The sequence below is a fragment of the Megasphaera massiliensis genome, assembly GCF_000455225.1.
GTDB lineage: Bacteria > Bacillota > Negativicutes > Veillonellales > Megasphaeraceae > Megasphaera > Megasphaera massiliensis.
In genome coordinates this window covers 412050-429025 of record NZ_HF954537.1, presented here as the reverse complement: position 1 = coordinate 429025, position 16976 = coordinate 412050, and the positions used below count along the sequence as shown (strand labels likewise).

The 16976-nt window shown below is 39.5% G+C and carries 21 protein-coding genes; 2 read left to right on the top strand and 19 right to left on the bottom strand.

What is annotated here, in order from left to right:
* Positions 1-4 precede the first annotated feature (4 nt).
* The 18 genes from TX77_RS05395 to TX77_RS05310 form a co-directional block, all read right to left on the bottom strand.
* On the bottom strand, positions 5-1498 hold the full coding sequence (locus TX77_RS05395) for a ShlB/FhaC/HecB family hemolysin secretion/activation protein (RefSeq protein ID WP_230198055.1): 1494 nt from the start codon (positions 1496-1498) through the stop codon (positions 5-7).
* 240 nt (positions 1499-1738) lie between these two features.
* Positions 1739-2359 (bottom strand): helix-turn-helix domain-containing protein, encoded by a 621-nt coding sequence (locus tag TX77_RS13205; protein ID WP_071822329.1) that lies wholly within the window; start codon positions 2357-2359, stop codon positions 1739-1741.
* Between the two features lie 520 nt (positions 2360-2879).
* Positions 2880-3371, bottom strand: a complete 492-nt coding sequence (locus tag TX77_RS05380; RefSeq protein ID WP_044503779.1) for a hypothetical protein — start codon at positions 3369-3371, stop codon at positions 2880-2882.
* Complete coding sequence (locus tag TX77_RS05375; protein ID WP_049917301.1) at positions 3331-3756, bottom strand: hypothetical protein; 426 nt, start codon at positions 3754-3756, stop codon at positions 3331-3333. Before TX77_RS05375 ends, TX77_RS05380 begins: the two co-directional genes overlap by 41 nt.
* A gap of 92 nt (positions 3757-3848) precedes the next feature.
* Entirely contained in the window at positions 3849-4475 is a 627-nt protein-coding gene (locus TX77_RS05370) for a lytic transglycosylase domain-containing protein (RefSeq protein WP_230198054.1), read from the bottom strand.
* Positions 4476-4482: 7 nt separating this feature from the next.
* A complete protein-coding gene (locus TX77_RS05365) occupies positions 4483-4809 on the bottom strand; it encodes a hypothetical protein (protein WP_044503778.1) in 327 nt (108 codons plus the stop codon).
* A gap of 133 nt (positions 4810-4942) precedes the next feature.
* Positions 4943-5218, bottom strand: coding sequence for a hypothetical protein (locus tag TX77_RS13830; protein ID WP_071822327.1), 276 nt, complete (start codon positions 5216-5218; stop codon positions 4943-4945).
* 81 nt (positions 5219-5299) lie between these two features.
* A complete protein-coding gene (locus TX77_RS05360; RefSeq protein ID WP_071822325.1) occupies positions 5300-7825 on the bottom strand; it encodes a hypothetical protein in 2526 nt (841 codons plus the stop codon).
* Positions 7826-7830: 5 nt separating this feature from the next.
* Positions 7831-8040 (bottom strand): hypothetical protein, encoded by a 210-nt coding sequence (locus tag TX77_RS05355; protein WP_044503777.1) that lies wholly within the window; start codon positions 8038-8040, stop codon positions 7831-7833.
* A gap of 27 nt (positions 8041-8067) precedes the next feature.
* A complete protein-coding gene (locus TX77_RS05350; RefSeq protein ID WP_230198053.1) occupies positions 8068-8904 on the bottom strand; it encodes a phage NrS-1 polymerase family protein in 837 nt (278 codons plus the stop codon).
* Positions 8905-8927: 23 nt separating this feature from the next.
* Entirely contained in the window at positions 8928-9512 is a 585-nt protein-coding gene (locus TX77_RS05345; RefSeq protein WP_044503776.1) for a hypothetical protein, read from the bottom strand.
* A 71-nt stretch (positions 9513-9583) separates the two neighbouring features.
* Positions 9584-9967 carry a hypothetical protein gene (locus TX77_RS05340; RefSeq protein WP_044503775.1) on the bottom strand — a complete coding sequence of 128 codons (384 nt, stop codon included), beginning with the start codon at positions 9965-9967 and terminating at the stop codon, positions 9584-9586.
* A gap of 27 nt (positions 9968-9994) precedes the next feature.
* On the bottom strand, positions 9995-12088 hold the full coding sequence (locus TX77_RS14070; RefSeq protein WP_230198052.1) for an ArdC family protein: 2094 nt from the start codon (positions 12086-12088) through the stop codon (positions 9995-9997).
* A gap of 15 nt (positions 12089-12103) precedes the next feature.
* On the bottom strand, positions 12104-12235 hold the full coding sequence (locus TX77_RS14230; protein ID WP_268257931.1) for a hypothetical protein: 132 nt from the start codon (positions 12233-12235) through the stop codon (positions 12104-12106).
* A gap of 14 nt (positions 12236-12249) precedes the next feature.
* On the bottom strand, positions 12250-12627 hold the full coding sequence (locus tag TX77_RS05330; protein WP_044503774.1) for a hypothetical protein: 378 nt from the start codon (positions 12625-12627) through the stop codon (positions 12250-12252).
* 21 nt (positions 12628-12648) lie between these two features.
* Complete coding sequence (locus TX77_RS05325; RefSeq protein WP_044503773.1) at positions 12649-13095, bottom strand: hypothetical protein; 447 nt, start codon at positions 13093-13095, stop codon at positions 12649-12651.
* Between the two features lie 424 nt (positions 13096-13519).
* Positions 13520-13966 carry a phage replisome organizer N-terminal domain-containing protein gene (locus tag TX77_RS05320; RefSeq protein ID WP_044503772.1) on the bottom strand — a complete coding sequence of 149 codons (447 nt, stop codon included), beginning with the start codon at positions 13964-13966 and terminating at the stop codon, positions 13520-13522.
* A gap of 208 nt (positions 13967-14174) precedes the next feature.
* Positions 14175-14441, bottom strand: coding sequence for a helix-turn-helix domain-containing protein (locus tag TX77_RS05310; RefSeq protein WP_044503770.1), 267 nt, complete (start codon positions 14439-14441; stop codon positions 14175-14177).
* Positions 14442-14849: 408 nt separating this feature from the next.
* Here TX77_RS05310 and TX77_RS13370 point away from each other — a divergent pair, with 408 nt between their 5' ends.
* Positions 14850-15233, top strand: coding sequence for a helix-turn-helix domain-containing protein (locus TX77_RS13370; RefSeq protein ID WP_049917300.1), 384 nt, complete (start codon positions 14850-14852; stop codon positions 15231-15233).
* 139 nt (positions 15234-15372) lie between these two features.
* Positions 15373-16482, top strand: a complete 1110-nt coding sequence (locus tag TX77_RS05295; RefSeq protein ID WP_044503768.1) for a tyrosine-type recombinase/integrase — start codon at positions 15373-15375, stop codon at positions 16480-16482.
* Here the strand turns inward: TX77_RS05295 and TX77_RS05290 are convergent.
* Positions 16479-16976 (bottom strand): hypothetical protein (locus TX77_RS05290; protein ID WP_478211992.1); only part of this gene is annotated, 498 nt, incomplete at its 5' end. The genes TX77_RS05295 and TX77_RS05290 overlap by 4 nt on opposite strands.

The window sequence follows — 16976 nt, the reverse complement described above, 5'->3', positions numbered from 1 at the left end:
TTTTTTAAAAGCGCCAGCTCAGCGTAATACCGGTTGTGACACGATCTGTACGATATCCATCGGGTTTATACAATGGGCAGCCGATAAAGGCATCATAAGAAATGCTAGACGAGAAATCCCCTCTCATCCCAAGGACAGCACCCACAATCGTATGCCCTAACAAGTCTTCGGTAGCCGGGCCATAAACGGCCCCTGTATCGACGCCTAAATATAGATCACTGTGCAGAGGCTCAATTCGAGAGGAAAGCTCATTACGCCAATACCATCCGCTTTCAGCCATCAAGGTCATTTCTCCATCAAAGCCACGTACGGTATAGCGGTTGCCGATACTGAGCATATCGACACCGTAAAGCCGGTCTCCTTTCGTTGTCCATTGACCGTGAAGAGACGAAGTATAGACTGCCGGCCGGTGCCCCATCGTAAACGCATGACGATAGTCCATATCCAAAAGCCACATATGATAGCGTGTCTTAGGCCCATCTTCATAGGTATTTTCCGGCATCGCACCAAACCAGCCCAATCCCATGCGATGGGAGAGGCGTCCGTACCACATATCCTCACCATGATATAACTGTTGTGATAACCCGATTTCCAAAGCGGTCGTATGCAGAGCTTGGATTGGGATTTCCAAATCGTTGATGTAGTAATGGGAATTTCTCTTACGGAGGCTGACATCGAAGTTCGTTTTCCGGTGCTGGTTCCGACTAATGAGGTGTTCCCAAGAAAGCATACTGATGTCACTCTTCCCACTGCTGATGAAATCATACGGTGTATTGGAAATAGTCTGATGATATTTATAATGGCTGTAAGAAATAGAGAATGTTTCCTTGCCGTAAGGGATCCGGTAATAGAACTGCTCTCCCCGTGTATCGCGTTTATACCCGTCGGCCATGCCATCCCCGTTGAGATCTACTTGAAGATAATCATTCGCATAAAAAGGATTGTCGATACCAAGGCCGGCACTAAGCTGCCAACGCCCAGTCTCACTAAGGCCGGAATCATCGATAGAAAGGATGCCGTGGACCGGGGAGGTGCGCTGAATTGTTAGAACAATATCGCTTTCTCCCGGTACTGCTGCCGGTACCAATTCCATATGGACATCTTGTGAACTCAGACGTTTCATCTGCTCGATGCCCTGTTCCAGCAGATGTACGTTCAAAATATCACTTTCCCAGATGGGAAAAGAGGTTCGCCATGGCAAATGAGCACTGCCTTCACTGTAACGCACGTGATGGATCCGTCCTACTTGGACATGAAGCCGTAGTGTACCGCCGGCAATATTCTGCTCCGGAATGGTAACCGTGACTCTCGCAATGCCGCGTTCTGCCGTGCCTGTTCTAATTGTTCCTGCTGCAGGACTGAATTGGCCGCCAACGCTGAAAAAGGGAGTACAGCCAGCACCAAAGCCAGACTGTATGACGAAAAGGAAAATTTCATTGAACCATTCACCTCGGTTAAATATACGATGAATACTATGTTTGTATTTTACAACAAACAATACATAAATTCAACAAATTGTAATATAACAGCATAGTACGCATAAAGTAATGTTCTTTAATCATTAAATATTCTAATTATAGCTTGTGTTTCACCATGTATTTATCAAACCGAGACTCTTTTAAGATTATAAATCAGAATATATTATTTATAATTATTCATCATCTATTAAATAATAAAAAAAAGAGGTCATCATGATTTGATAACCTCTTAAGATAAATGGATTTTGAAAATGGATAAATTATTCATCGGTATCGTCTGTTTCCTGCTGCAATTTGCGGTAGGCGGCTGCTACATCATATACAGGGACCGTCCTTTTTATTTTTACCTCCTTGCCATCAATAATCTGTGTATCTAAACAAATTAAAGATGATAAGATTTCCGTTTTTTCCTTCTCTTTTGCCGGTAGATATTCAACGATTTTATAATCTTTTCTAAATATTTGATTATGCAATACAACTATATTCGCTCGAACGTCGAAAGAATAGTATTTTTCTCTTTTCTCCTTATCAAGATAAGTTGGTACTATAAACTCCCCGCCCTTGTGCAATGCTGCAATATAATTAAACCCAATTTTCTCCCCCAAATTCACGAATTGCTCGTTCAGTGCTATTTCTCCTTCAAAAACAGACTCCTTTGTATATATAATATTTGATCTTCCAACCAGCCAATCTAAGGCCACTGCATAAAAATTAGCAACTTGAATTAACCTATTAAAAGAAGGGCTACTTTTATTGTTTTCAAATTGACTAATAGTTCCCGTATTCTTATAGCCCCAAACATCTGCTAATGTTTTCATAGATAATCCATAGGTTATCCGTAATAACTTTAATCTTTTAGAAAATAAATCTTGATTTGACATATAAAAATCTCCCATCAAAGGCTAGGTTTGTCTTTTGTAAGGAATTTCTTCCGGCAGCTGTTTTCTACGTCCTCTTTTATAATCGGCTCGCTGATAATATATGGCAAACAGCCTTTTCTTGCATTGGGGACTGCATACCGACTTATTTGTCCTCGTGTCCATGATATTGCCACAGATTACACAGCGATGAATTTGGGGAGGTTTTCTCCTTTTTATATTTCTTTTTTCATTGATTTGGGCCTTGTTTTTCCGATAATACGCAAGACCTTGGGGCGCGTCAACCGCTTTTACAGCGTCTTTTGCGCAGTGCTTACAATATCGCTGTACCGGAGACTGCACAATGTATTCCTCACCGCAAATTTCACATTTCCGACGAGAAATGCCAACTTTGACGGCTGTTCCTGCCTTTTGGCGTGCGAGAGTCCGCCTTCTGTATTCTTGTTGTTTAATAATTCTACATGCCGGGCAATACCAAGCCCTGGGGCCGCCGGGAAATACTCTCCCACATGCTCTGCATTTTCTAGGTCGGATGTTTGTAGTCATAAGTGATCCCCCTTATACATACAGGTTTTCCATCGTATTCATTTGATTGTACATTACTGAATACTATGGTGCGTGTTTCTTTTTGCTTTGTTACGAGATTTTGCACAATCGTTTTATTTCCGATACGCATTATTCTCGGCATGATGGGACAGACTGTGACTTTCAAAATAGCTTGCATCATGGTAATCTGTCGTTTGCCAGAGGTAAGTTGCAGCGAAGAAAGTTGAAAGTCTCCCCGGAAGCCAGCCTTCTTTAATACAGTGGATAGATTGGCTGTAATAGCTCCGACGAGATCCGGAGAATCATGTTCCAAAATGCAGCTGTATGTCCCTGCTTTATAGAACCATTGGTAATTCGCCTTGATATATACATTTTTTCTTTCCGGGTGTTTAGCTATCCATTCCTTTCCATTTTCAATATTATAGACGTTATGGAACCATTTCCCGTTTGTTACGAGTACATGCTTCATATTCTACCCTTCCTTTCTCTACTCCATGTTTCTGACGATATTTTAGACTTGCTGCTAGTTCTTTATCATGAATTCGTTTATAGTCGTCGATTGTTTGCCTGGCCATTTCTAATTCATCTTCATTAAAATAATCAGCCGGAGAAAATTTACCGAATCGGTCAATGCATTGAAACATATCCAATATAACGGTTAAAATATGACTTCCATAATTAGACATGTTTTCTTGCTGACTGAATGACGTTAAGGCAAGTTTCCACTCATCTGTTAAAAGATATTTTTTACGACGTCTCCTATCGGCATTGTATAGATGTATATATCGGCTACCGATGTAAAAAGTATAGGTATTTGAATAAAACGGCAGTGAAATTTTCCAGGGTGCTTTCATAGTTACCTCCTTTCAAGGATTAACAATGTTTAATAAGTACTATTAATATTTATCAAGCATTATTAATCCTTAATCAGCTCTAATAATTCCAATTAATTCTTTTTAATCGGCGGCCAGACACGAATAGTTTCCTTTACATCATTTTCTGGGGACGATATAACGTTTTCATTATCCTCATCCGTATCGGTAGGCGTTTGGTAATCATCGGTATCGCCAAATGCATTCCAAATGTCTTGCCGGACGCTTTCTACCGCATTGACATAATCAATGGTTTCCGTGTAGTAAGGGACACCTCCAGCTGCTTCTACAGCACCGGGGCCTGCATTATATGCAGCTTCTGCTAAAATATAATCTTCTCCAAAAGTACTGAGCTGTTGAGCCAGATATGCGACGCCACCATAGATGTTAGATTGTTCATCACGTGGATCTACACCCAGCATCGCAGCTGTATCCGGCATTAATTGAGCAATGCCGATGGCACCGGAACGAGACGCTGAATTTTGATTAAAATTACTTTCTATCGTGAATACAGCTGCAACCAGTATCGGATCGACACCATAATCATAAGCAGCATTACAGATATCTTCTGCAATAACTGCCGCTCTTTCACTGGGGATGAATCGAGCAACCTGGTTATACACCATGTCCTCCGGATTATAAGCATAGGCTGTCATGGTCGTCGCCATGACCATGACAGCTGCCATCAATATTTTTTTCATTTCTTTGTTACACTTCATACAGAAAAGGCTTGTTCACATCGTATATATCGCTCCATTCAGCATAGCTATCATTTGCCCATTCCCAATAATTTTCATCATTTCTATTCGGTATCCATTCAAAGGTTGGAAAACCAACATACCAATCTGTGTAAAGCAGCACATCATCGATATCATCGACATCAACATCAGCACCGATTTTCAAAGCATGAAAATATGACACACTTCCATCAATAGAATAATCCTCTTTATACGGGTCAAACATGTACGTTACACCTTCAATTTCAACAGATTCATAACATCCTAATTCTTTGGCAATTTGTTTTGTAATAATCATAGTATTCTCCTTTCAGAAATAACTGGTCAAATTTGCGTTTTCCGCTGTGTACAAAAAAGCATAGTGTCCGTTCGTGGGCAAGGGCAAGCCGCAGGCGCAGCACCGTATACCCTTGCCTACGAGCGGCGCTATGCTATCCTAACAAGGCGGAAACGCTTTGATTTTTTCTTTTTATTAAGGCTTTCTTAATCAAGCTTGCCGGGCCATTGTTTTTGAGTTGCTCTTTGTGATAGATTGTTTTTGAGTTGCTCTTTGTGATAGATTGTTTTTTAGGTTGGTTTTCGAGAATTTTCTTAATATCAGGTCGTTCCAAACTTTCTTTGACATACGGCTTATATTTTGGCAGATATGTTTCAACCAATCGTTCGATTTTATCAGCTTTGTATTTTTTGGCCATTTCAGCCACCATATAATCTGCTTTTTCCTTATCCGTTCTACAATAATTCACGGCAGCTTTTGCTTCGTACCAGGGCATAATTTGAGAGGTTTTTCAGAATGCTTTGGGGCGATGAGCCTCCATGTTTTCCGGCTCAAATCCCCGATTAATGACTTTCATAATTTCTTCCTCTCGAGGCTTTTCAAATTCCATGGAGGCTTCTAGCTGGATTTGATTTTCTGTGTATTTCTCTACGACTCTCAATCCTTTATGGAGTTCTTTAAGGGCATCCATTCCCTTTTGTTCAAGGATTTCTGATTCGCTGCTTACAAGCTCTTTTACGAACCGGTATCCGCCTATTTTCAGCTGTCCATCATAATATTCCTTGTCTTTGATGATGGGTATATCGCCATAAGATACGTTTAGTTTTTTCCATCCGGAAAGCTCGACAGGTTTCGTTCCGCCTTGCTCGTAAGTCCACATATCCCGATCATCCTGCATGAGCGCGTATAAAAATTGTCTTCCTTCGTCGCCTTTATAAATTTCTTTTTCTTTATCCGTTTCAAGCTCTACAACAAATTTCTGTTCAAAATCCTTTACACTTCTCTGCTCTATTTCCTTTAGGAAGGGTTTTACTGGCAGTGATTCATCCTCTAAGCCCGGAGCAATGAAATTGCCTTTATAATCGGATACGAGTGGGTTTTTCAGTTCGACGATAACGCCCTCTTCTTTAGATCCATAGAAATTAGGTGATTTTACATCCAGGGCCATTTCTCCATATTTTTTCCGTACATCGATTTCATTGGCAATATCTGCTTTTTTAGGTACATGATACAAGTAGGTATCTACTCGATTTTCTATTTTTCGGTATGCCGGATGACTGGCTAGGAAACGGCTTTCGCTTTGAAGGAGAGCCTCTGTTTTTTGTGCAAGGTCTAAGTCCGCCTTTTGATATTCCTGTACAATCGTTCTAGCTTCTGATTCTCTTATAACGTCCTTATTTTTTTCGTAATTTGCCTTAAATTCATCATTTGCATTGAAAAGTTTCAATTTTAATCTTTCTTCTATTGCATCTTCTTGGATGTTTCGATCAAACGCTTTTTCCCGAAATGTTTGCAGAGCGGCATATTGCAGACTTTCAGTTACAGTACCTTTGTTCCCGGTTTGGAGCAGTCCTTGTTCTAACTGGATATTCTGTTTCCAGTCGTTAAATTTCACTTGAAAGGATACAGGTTTTCGATAGTTCGGATCATCGACATTTTCAAAAAGGCGGCGGTCTTCCTGAACGATTCCATAGAGCAGGTCGTAAGCTTTATCGCCTTGTAATTTAGCACCTTTAGGAATAAGCGTATCCTTCATTTGATAATCCATATTCATCGTAACTTCGAGCTGCTGCATAGGATCTGCCATCATTTCTTTGATTTCACGAGCCTTTTCGGCAATTCGTTTGATTTCAGCTGCACTATACGCTCCATTGATTTTTTGGGCTGCTTTATCGGCACGATAAGCACTTTTATAGAGTATCCTTGATGTTAAATCGTGTTCGAGATACTCCGTAATAGCCGGGCCGTCTTTAATTTTGTAAGGGTTCGTCACGCCAGCATATTGCAAAAGCTTGGTCATGGCATATTCTCGCTCTAAAGCTCTTTGTGCCGGAACAATCGCATCATGCCAGGTATTTTCAGATGCCAGTTGCCGCAAGGCTTTCATGTTTTCACGCGGATCTTCAAACAGGGCTTCGCTTGGCAGTTCGATGCCATTGTCTTTAAGCATGGTTTTTAAATTATTGGTTATTTCTTCTGTTGAACGTTGAGGAGCTGCTTCATACGGAGGTATACCTTCAATATCTTTTCCATTATATAGTTTGAGCGTTACCAGGTGATATTTAGCATCTTTAGTGACGAGATACTCAAATTCTTCTGGTTTTGCACCGTCACGTACTTTCCATCCGGCACCGCGTATGTTTGTCATACACATATATCTCGGATCATCTGCATTAAGCAACATCCCTTTCAGATAATTTGCACAGGTCATGTCTTTTCTTGTGAACGATCCGTCTTTGTTCATCTTAACCTGGCATGGCATTTTTTCCATGGTCGTAAAAAAAGCACCTGTTTCCCGGAGATTTTTTACAAGCTGTTCTTTTATTGCCATTCGACGATGCAAACATTTTGCTTCTTCTTCTTTGAAGTGTTCTTCCGTATTTTTGAACTGTCCTTCTTTTTTTGCTTCTCTTACCGTTTTATTCCGGTATCTCGTTTTTGGCGGTCGACTTTGGCTGATTTCCGGGGCTTGTCCGAAAAGAGATTCTAAACGGTCGTAGGCTTCGTATCTCGTGGGGATTCCTTCATTTTTCATGACCAGCATGTAGATATCTCCAGATTCTCCTGTGAGCCAGTCTTTCCGCATATTTAGATTTTGTCCGTCGCGGGGATTGGTAGAGTCGAAAAGAGAGAGTTTACCGCCGCTTTTTAAATTGCCGCAACGACTTTGGTCGGGTGTATAAAATCTCCGATCATGATATCGTGCGCCCTTTGGTACTTTATCATCCCTGGATAGATTCCCCATGCAATATTCTTGAAGGAAGTTTTGAGTCTTGAAATATGCGTAGTTGCGTTGTTTATTTTTTCGCTTCGCCATATTGATCACTGCCCTTCGTAATCAAATCCACTTGTTTGGTCATCATCCATCATCTGCTGATGTGCCGCCGGATTTTCCATAGCCATTTCTAAAGTATCCAAATAACTTACACCGTATTCTTCTTCAGCTGCCATGATTCTGTCAGCTTCTTTTTCACTGATCCCTGTGGCACATAATTTTTTCTTGTATAACGCTTGTACATCTGCATAACTCATTTGTTCAATCCCCTTTCATTTGTTGAATTAACCCTTGTTATAACTGCGCTCTAACGTCCGCTGTCCATAGGTAGTGCCGTCACTCCAATGTTTCTCGTCCCATTTCGAACGCATCCGTCCCGATGAGCGAAAAATACGATCGGTTTGTGCCAGGTCATTGTCGTTTCGGAAATTAATATTCCAGCAAAAATACAAATCGTCTCGGCTGCGGTCACCCGTCCATGCATCTTCCCCGTTGTAGAGCGCCTGCAGGATATCTCCGTTTTTCTGTTTGAACAATTTCTCTAATAATCTTTCGTCGCTTTCTCTTAATTCAGCTTTTATTGTCTTTGGTGCAGATTGACTTTTCTTTTGAGGTGGCGGCGATACAAGTTTGGAGGTAAGGCTATCAAGGATTTTCTGCCCATCTCGAACAGGTACATCATTGATAGCATCTCCTGTTACCGTAAAATACCGATCCTGTCCATATATCTCGATATCTTCTTTTCGTATGCCTTTTCGTCCATCTTTAAGTTGGCCTGTAACAATGATATGTATACCTTTCTTCGAGGGACTTTTTTCGCTGTACGAATTGCATTTATGCAACAAATTTGTTGCATTTTCATTTATGTTTTCCTGCTCGTCGATACAATGATCGATGTCTATACCAACAAAGGGGGCATCTTTTGTAAATACGAATCCCAGTCCGTCATAATGGCAAGCTACCCGGCAGGCTTCTGAATAAGTCGCCCAGGTTAGCGGGTCATTTACTTTAGCAGCTTTTCCCGATTTCGGATCATAAGGCATTTTTACCATACGTCCATTTTTCTCGGTATATTTCCAGACTACCCATTGGCAGTATTCTCTCAGTACTTTAGGTATCATTGCATCGCAGCCTCCTTTTTAGTTCATCTTTCCATGCCTCTTGATTGTGTATTTTCAGGTTTTCTCATGACAGTCACTCGACGTCTTGGACGTTCTTTGATCTGCTCCGAAGTTTTATTTGAATTAAGTTCATCTTGCAGGATTTCTCTGTTTTTCTGTAATTTTTGAATCGTTTTCGAGGTATAGGATTTGTCATTTTTTTGATTGAAAAACATTTTTTCAGCTCCCAACATGACGATACAATCTCGGAGGGATTCATTACTTTTAACAGCTCTTGAAATAACGGCGTCTTTAAATTCACTTTCAGCCCGAAGAAGTGTATCTTGAGTATTCTTATACGCATGGTAAGCACGTATTTCTTCCTTTCGATTCTCTATCGGCCCTCTTTCAAATTGTGAATATTTTTCCCATGCCAGTTTTGTAGTCTGTACAAGCTTTCCAAAAATAGCCTGTTGGATTTTAGGCGTATACAGATGGTCGAAAAGCAGCTCTCTTGTTGTCGTTCTCTTTTGTTCTTTCAGCAGCCGCTCGTAAGCTTGGTTTACAATCATAGATCCTATCGGTGCCGGATTAATTTCATCGAGTAATTTATATAGGAATTGATCCATTTTCTGACTCAGCTTTTTCGAAGCATCTGCTGATATAAGCGAATTTCTTGCATCGTAATTTTCTTCTTCATTTATTTTTTTACCTTAAAATACTCAGCCGGGGCGATTTGTTGAACATAATCCGGGTGAAGTTCTACAACGATTTCCTCAATCATAAGTTTCGATTGTTCACGATTTCTCCAGGATTCAGCCATAGTCAGTGCTTCTCCTATTGATTTTCCGTAGCCCTCACAATCCAGAGTCATAAGAATCCCTTTTTGCGCTTTAGCAGCTTCGAGGTCTTCATCATAAGGTTCAGGTGAAAACTGCGAATATGGCACTGCATAGCCTTGGATGATGTGTGGATTAGATGGGCAGGGATATCCATAAACAACTTTTCCTCCGGCGGGTGTGAGCATATATTCGTAATCAGTATTATAAGTACGGCTTAGTCCCCATATTTTTCCATGATCCATAATGATTCCTCCTTTTTTATGTAGTCCTTATCGTTCCATTTGACTGTCTTTGCTCGGTGCATTTCTTCTGACCGTTACTTTTTTCTTTTTTTGTGGCTTTTTGTCTGGGATAGTGATGGATCTTTTAATCGGTTGAAAATCCTTTTCTTTTGTCTTTTTTATAGTGTTCCCAGAGGTGTTTTGAATTATTTCAGAGAGATTTTTTTGAGTAACTTCAAACTTTCTAACAGCTAATTTTTCGGATGGCCATTTTTTAAAGGTGTTCCACGCCTTTTCGATTTTTTGGGTTTGGTCGTCTGTGTAAGGATGTCCCAGTGATTCCAGTGCTTTGAGATGAGCAACTGTCTTTATATCGCTGTATGAGGGTCTGAATCTTAGATCTTCGTAAAATTTCAGCTCTTCATGGATGGGCATTATTTGGAGATCCTTTATGATTTCTCCATATTGGTTTTGTTCCGCCTGTTTAATTTTGTCTCTGAAATATTCATGACTGTGTTGAGGATTGACACTTATGTTATCTCCAACAGTTAGGTTAGTGAGCATGTTTTTATAGAGTTCAGTATTTTTTTTAAACGAAGGTTTTTCCCAATCAGCAGTTTTTTGTTCCAAACCATCAGCAGCTTCGATTACGTCCCGGAACGGTGTAGCGGTTTCTTTCAAATAATTTACTAGGGCCATATACCCGTTTTTAGCATTCGATAGATTAAAGGTATTTCCATCACCAATATCCCAGCGGTCGCTTAACTTAACGGGTACATCGGGATGTGTGATGGTTACATATGTCTTGACATAACCACCATTGCCAAGACTGGCAGTTGCATCATCTTTAATGAGGTCGTTCATGAGTTCATTTAGTTCGCTACCTCGATATTCTTTTTCACACTGATACAATCTTCCGCCAAGTTTTTCGATTTCTTCGCCCGGTGTCATTTCTCTTGATATTGCATCGGCAATAGTATAATCAGAGAATGAGAGTTTACCGCCGCCGATTACTATTTCTTCATCAGTCCCGATACCTTTTTCCACAAAGGTTAGTTTTGCAGAAAGCTTTTCTAAAAAATCGTCTGCTTTAGATCTTATCGCTTCTTTAATTTCTTCTTTGGACTGAATCTTTTCTGAAACTTTCTCTATTTGCAGTTTTTTTTCAATCATGTGTTCCTTTATGTAGTCCGTTATTTTCTGGGCTTCGGCGGCTGCGCGAAAAAGTTCATCCGGGTCTTTTTCAATGACTTCAGCCCAGTTCTGCAGGTAGGCCACATGATTTTCGTAATGTTCTTTACCAGGAGCAACTCCATATTCCTGGGCAAGGAACATAGATGCCATTTCAGCCCTCAATTCCTCTTTGGCGTATATTTCTCCGCCAAAACCATCAGAACGGACGATACCGTCTCGATTCATACGATGTTCTGCCCCCGTCGAATGTGCAATTTCATGGGCGACGGTAGCATAGAAATTTCCCAGTGTCTTAAAGTCTTCCCTAGGCATAACGTGTACACAGTCTGTTGATAGTTGGTAGTAGTTCCTATTTTTCTGATCAAAGACGATTTCTGCCTCGCTGTTGGCAATCATAGCTTCCATAGCTTCGTCGCGGTCTTTTTCATCAATGGTGATTTCATGCTGCGCCGGTGGAATGTTGGCTATTTGATCGCCGTTAAATACGATGTAGCGTCGGACGAGAGGTGGATTCAATTTTTTTATGACCGGTTTCATTTCACCACTTTCGGGATCGCGCTGCATTTTGGGTACGAGTTCCCCCGTTGCCGGGTCTTTCTCCATAACTTTTTTGGTATACTGCCAATATTCAATCGGTATTCCTTTAGAACCCTTTTTGATGTGTGGCTGCTCTTCGTGAGGCAGTCCTTCTTTTTGCAGTGATTTCACCTGATTGAAAGTGGCCCATCGCGTATCTTTGAAATCAAAGTAGTTAGCCGCTATTGTTAGCATCATGTTATTGATGCCGTGGTATTTTGTGTCTTTTCCCTCTAAATCTGCGATGAGGTTACGGTGTGGACGGCCATAATGACCGCTGTCCCAGAAAAAAGGCTTTCCGGATAGAATATCCTTTACGACTTGTTTAGACAAGCTTTCTCGTTCTTCTTGTACTTTCGGCGGTAATGGCATATTATTCTCTCCTCTCTATTGGATACGAGCTGCATTATCGGCTTCCGATTCATTTTCTAGTTCCTGCTTTTCTTCGTTAGTGAGAAGATCAGCATCGCGGGGGTCCATGCCGCCTTCAATTTCCATAATGTCAATCGGTTTTGTCATTGTTATGCTCCTTTCTATTGAAATTCATTAAAAATATCAGGAAGGTCAAAAAACAAATTTTCTTGTTCCTGTTTAATAAGCCATTTTATGAGATAGCCGGCTTGATAAGGGCTTTTGTCATCCACAAGGGTGTTGAAACTTATGGTAGTCCCATTTTTATCTAGTCTGAAGAAAGCATCAAAACGATTATAACTGCCATAAGTGATGGAGCATATTGCCTCTATTGGTGTTTCAAATACCACATTTATATCTTCTTCATCATTAATGTAAATTTTCCACTCCTTATGATCTGAATCATTGCAATACTGATTCCAGAGCTTCACAACGTCGTATTCTGACATTGATATCAGCTTATTTGCCAACATATTCTGTAGTAAGTTTTGTTCCACCATTTAAAACATCTCCTTATAGAATTATTTTTTTCTTTCTAATTGTCGTTCATATCCTTTGGATAATCCTTCTCTGCGTACTGCTACATGGCGTTTCCGGCATTGTGGGCATTGCTTTTCATGATTCTTTTGGGCAATCTTTTTTTCTGCAGTATCTCTCATCTTATTGCCCATCGAATAAGTTATGCCAGCTCTATCCATGTAGGAACAAAGCGCCGTTAGCCTGTTATTGTATAGTGTTTGGAGAAATTCAATGGTATTCGGGTTCCCCTCCTTGATACTAAGTTTGATTCTTTGATCCAGGTCACGAAGTTCTTCGGCAGATTTGAAAATGTACTGCTTATGGGCATTGGTCAAATGAGCTGACATAATTGACAAGTCATCTTCTGCCCCGTCTAAATTAATCTCGATAGAGTACAGATTTTCTGAGTTGCTTTGTTTTTCATCCGTCAGTAGTTTTTCTTGCTTCATGTTTTCCTCCTTCATACTGTGTACATATACTCTAATCTCTGTTCTCTAGCGTCACTATGTGCGAACAGTAACGTCACACAAGGCGCACAATGTGACGCCATTATAAATGGCTTAAAATAGGCGTTTACAAGGATTTCCTAAGGGTATTATCATGAGGATGTTAACACCCCTGTTAACATTCCTATTTTTTTCGGTTAATACCCGGTTAACAAGTTTTGCACTTTTTTCGCACTTCAGTGTCACATAAGGCGCACAATGTGACGCCGCTATAAATGGCTTAAAATAAGCACTTGCAAGGTTTTTTGAAGGCATTTCGAGGCCGATGTTAACATCTCTGTTAACACGCTGTTAGCATTCGGTTAGCACCTAGTTAACGTGAATGTTATATAAATTATGGATATACTTTTAATAAATATTTAAGTTGCTAATTTATTCCTGGCTGCAGCAGCTTTCTTCTTTCAGATCTAAGTTTTCGCATACTCTCACGGCTCGCAGCATTCCGCCTCTGTTTTCTCATCCGCCTGGCACTATCGGTTTCGCTTCCGACCAAGAGTTCGAAATGAGTGATATATAATACTTGGTCGTTTATGGATGAAAGCAGCCCTGCCTTTAACAAAGTATCTACACCAACTTTTACAACAGATGTACTCATACGGACTTTATGAGACAGATCTTCTGCGGTATATGGTATTTCTTCATTGTTTAGTATTCGTACTAGGCGCCCTTCCGTATTGAGGGCGATTTTACACAGTAAGATATATAGAGAGAAATAGTTTCCACCTTCAGTTTGTGTAAGCAGCCATTCAATCGGATCGCTTTCGAGAAAGTCTTCCGGCAGTTTTAAAAAGTACCATCTTTTGTTTTTGCTCATGCAGACCTTCTTTCTTCACTAATCCATACAGGCAGGGATTGCCTTGTTGGTCGTGATAGATATCTCATACCGTTGCGGCTGTAGCTTACAGACAATGATATTGTCAGCTGCAAGATCATATCCTATATACTGACCTGTTTTTTGATTTCGGATAATGTTTGAAAAAACAATCTTCCGTCCATTTATTTCGAGAGTAATCATAAATTCATCATTCTTTGTTTTCATGGGCTATTTTCCTTTCAGCGGCTTCAACCACATTTACTAGATCATTACCCTCAAACTGCGCTAAAAATGCGTTCAGGGCGAATTTACGCACTCTGGGATAGCGCCCGAAGTATATTGTTGGCAATAAATCTAGCCTAATCAGTCTCCGGACAAATCCTTGAGACGTTCCTAATTTTTCTGCTACATCAGGTACGGACAATAATTCGTCCATGCTGTCGTAGATGACTTTAATATCCGGGATATTCGACATAATATCACCTCTTTATTCAGGAATTTAAATTGCATATATGCAATTTATACTACAAAAAAAATATCAAAAGTTTCCTCGTTACTGAGATGCAATTTATTACGAATAATAAAGATTTCATTACGAGTGAAGTCGCTGATCCCATGCATCTTGCGATAAAGCGTAGTTTGGTTAATTCCTAGCCAATTTGCAACATCGCCTAATGTGAATCCATTTTTGAGAACGGTATACTTAAATTTGTAAATATCGAACATTTGATTCACCTCTTTTCGTTTGCATCTATGCAATTATTATAAAATATTGCTTTGTTATTGTCAATGCATAAATGCAAATTATATGGCATTGTCGCTATAAATATTGCATTATTGCATTTTTTCTTATATAATGAATTATAGAAATCGAGGTGACTATATGAAAACGGTAAACTCAATTATCCGTGATAACAGGCTAAGGTTACAGTATACGAAGGCTGAATTAGCTGAAAAAGTGGGAGTAAATGCTAGTACGATTACTCGATGGGAGTCTGGCGAGGTGGCTAATATGACCAGAAAAAATATGATTAAATTAGCCGCAGCTCTTCAAATCTCTCCAATCGATTTATTAGGAAAATCGGATGATGTTCCCGACTCTGCACCCCTGACACCGGAAATAACACTTTCTAAAAATGAAGAGGAGTTGCTTGTTTTATATAAGAAATTGGATTCAGAGGATAAAGCTGAAATCAAAGGTGAAATTAGAGGAATGTTAAAAGCTGACAAATATAAAATTAAGGTCAAAAAAGACGAGGCAATTTAATTATCATTGATTTTATAGGCAGGTAATTACATGAAATTTTACTCTAACTCTGAAAATATTCTAAATAAGTGTCCTGGTAAATAGATTCTTCTCTTGTTTTATAGCAGTTTCAAGGGACATTTGAAAGGAGGACATATAAATGGCTTATTTTCGGAAAAGAGGAGAAAAATGGTATTATACGCTGACATGGACTGATGATAAAGGAAAATACCACAAATCAGAGCGTATTGGTGGGTTAACTAAAGCGGATTGTCAAAAGGCTTGGCGTGAAGCAATGAAACAGATTGATACAACGGGGGTATATTTTAGTCCTTCAGATAAACCGTTTTCTGATTGTTTGGATGAATGGTTAAGATCGATTCATAAAGACTATAAACAAAACACCTTGGATAGTTTTGAAGCAGTTGTAAGAAATCATCTTAATCCAGATTTGGGAAATTATAAATTGAAAAAATTAACCACTGCCAAATTACAATCTTGGCTTGATGGAAAACGTGATGTGTACAGCAAATCAACAGTCAAAACCTTCTATGCTATTCTGAAAAACTTTTTTCGTTGGGTGCTGTTGAATCGCCAGTACCTTCAACATAATCCGATGGATAATGTTTCTATTCCACGATATTTTACATTACCTAAAAAGACTCATGTCTTTACTCCGGATGAAATACAAGCTATTTTTAGACGATTTGCTCCTCCCCATTCTTTTTATATGCCAATCATGCTTGCTTATTGTTGTGGTATGAGGTTAGGTGAATGTCTGGCATTAACTTGGGATAATGTAGATTTTGAAAATCATATAATCAAGATTGAATTTAGTCAGTATGATAAAAAGAGTGCTCCTAAAAAAGATACACCAAAAAGTTTGACCTCTATTCGTTCTGTTACTTTTGGAAAAAAATTAATGGCTGCATTAAAGCAGAAAGAATTGCAACAAAAAAAAGATAGATTCAAAGCAGGAATTTTTTACACTAATGATTCATCGTTGGTGTGTACCGATAGTTCCGGAACAGGATTAACTTCTAATAGTCTTAGATATTTCGGTATTTGGTGTAAGGAAAATTTTGGAAAGGGTTCATTTCATGGTCTTCGTCACACTCATGCAACGATGTTAATTGAGTCCGGTATGGGGATTGATTATGTGAGCAAACGTTTGGGACATGCAAGTATGTATACGACGGCTAAATTTTATGATGATGTAACGCAAAAACGCGAAGCAGAGGCGATTGCATTAATGGATAGAATTCTCTAATAAAGATGCGCTTGATTTTGCCGATATTTAAATTCTTTTGCGGCAAAATATCGGCAAAGGTTTGATGCCCCTAGTATCCATGCGATTTTCAGATGTCCTTGTGCTATTGATTGAAATTGCTTCTGATGTGAATTTTCTATCGTTGGTTTTATCGTTGAAGTAAAATCATTCCATACAAGCTCCGTTAATCCATCTTTAACTCGTTGAACCGCTTCAGTCATTTTAGGAGTTAGTCCAATAGGTTTATTAAAAATATAATATAAATGCAAACCATGCCCACTTAATACCGTATAAGTAGCAGGTGGAATCACATCCTCTTGCATTTGATATAAGGTATCCCTAAATTTAGCAAACTCTTCCTGACCATCTAAATCTACTGTGAAACCATATAAGTGATATGCATTTTTCTTAGTTCTATGCTTACCAGAATATCCAATAATAGACATAATTACATCTTCTTGTCCTTGAAATTGTTCAATTGTCATTAAATCATC

Excerpts from the sequence above, each read along its gene's own strand:
- TX77_RS05370 (WP_230198054.1), bottom strand. The coding sequence starts at position 4,475 with ATGAAAAAAATATTGATGGCAGCTGTCATGGTCATGGCGACGACCATG.
- TX77_RS13370 (WP_049917300.1), top strand. The coding sequence starts at position 14,850 with ATGAAAACGGTAAACTCAATTATCCGTGATAACAGGCTAAGGTTACAG.
- TX77_RS05365 (WP_044503778.1), bottom strand. The coding sequence starts at position 4,809 with ATGATTATTACAAAACAAATTGCCAAAGAATTAGGATGTTATGAATCT.
- TX77_RS13205 (WP_071822329.1), bottom strand. The coding sequence starts at position 2,359 with ATGTCAAATCAAGATTTATTTTCTAAAAGATTAAAGTTATTACGGATA.
- TX77_RS05310 (WP_044503770.1), bottom strand. The coding sequence starts at position 14,441 with ATGTCGAATATCCCGGATATTAAAGTCATCTACGACAGCATGGACGAA.
- TX77_RS05345 (WP_044503776.1), bottom strand. The coding sequence starts at position 9,512 with ATGGATCAATTCCTATATAAATTACTCGATGAAATTAATCCGGCACCG.
- TX77_RS05330 (WP_044503774.1), bottom strand. The coding sequence starts at position 12,627 with ATGGTGGAACAAAACTTACTACAGAATATGTTGGCAAATAAGCTGATA.
- TX77_RS14230 (WP_268257931.1), bottom strand. The coding sequence starts at position 12,235 with ATGACAAAACCGATTGACATTATGGAAATTGAAGGCGGCATGGACCCC.
- TX77_RS05360 (WP_071822325.1), bottom strand. The coding sequence starts at position 7,825 with ATGGCGAAGCGAAAAAATAAACAACGCAACTACGCATATTTCAAGACT.
- TX77_RS05350 (WP_230198053.1), bottom strand. The coding sequence starts at position 8,904 with ATGATACCTAAAGTACTGAGAGAATACTGCCAATGGGTAGTCTGGAAA.
- TX77_RS13830 (WP_071822327.1), bottom strand. The coding sequence starts at position 5,218 with ATGGTGGCTGAAATGGCCAAAAAATACAAAGCTGATAAAATCGAACGA.
- TX77_RS05340 (WP_044503775.1), bottom strand. The coding sequence starts at position 9,967 with ATGGATCATGGAAAAATATGGGGACTAAGCCGTACTTATAATACTGAT.
- TX77_RS14070 (WP_230198052.1), bottom strand. The coding sequence starts at position 12,088 with ATGCCATTACCGCCGAAAGTACAAGAAGAACGAGAAAGCTTGTCTAAA.
- TX77_RS05320 (WP_044503772.1), bottom strand. The coding sequence starts at position 13,966 with ATGAGCAAAAACAAAAGATGGTACTTTTTAAAACTGCCGGAAGACTTT.
- TX77_RS05355 (WP_044503777.1), bottom strand. The coding sequence starts at position 8,040 with ATGAGTTATGCAGATGTACAAGCGTTATACAAGAAAAAATTATGTGCC.
- TX77_RS05380 (WP_044503779.1), bottom strand. The coding sequence starts at position 3,371 with ATGAAGCATGTACTCGTAACAAACGGGAAATGGTTCCATAACGTCTAT.
- TX77_RS05295 (WP_044503768.1), top strand. The coding sequence starts at position 15,373 with ATGGCTTATTTTCGGAAAAGAGGAGAAAAATGGTATTATACGCTGACA.
- TX77_RS05375 (WP_049917301.1), bottom strand. The coding sequence starts at position 3,756 with ATGAAAGCACCCTGGAAAATTTCACTGCCGTTTTATTCAAATACCTAT.
- TX77_RS05325 (WP_044503773.1), bottom strand. The coding sequence starts at position 13,095 with ATGAAGCAAGAAAAACTACTGACGGATGAAAAACAAAGCAACTCAGAA.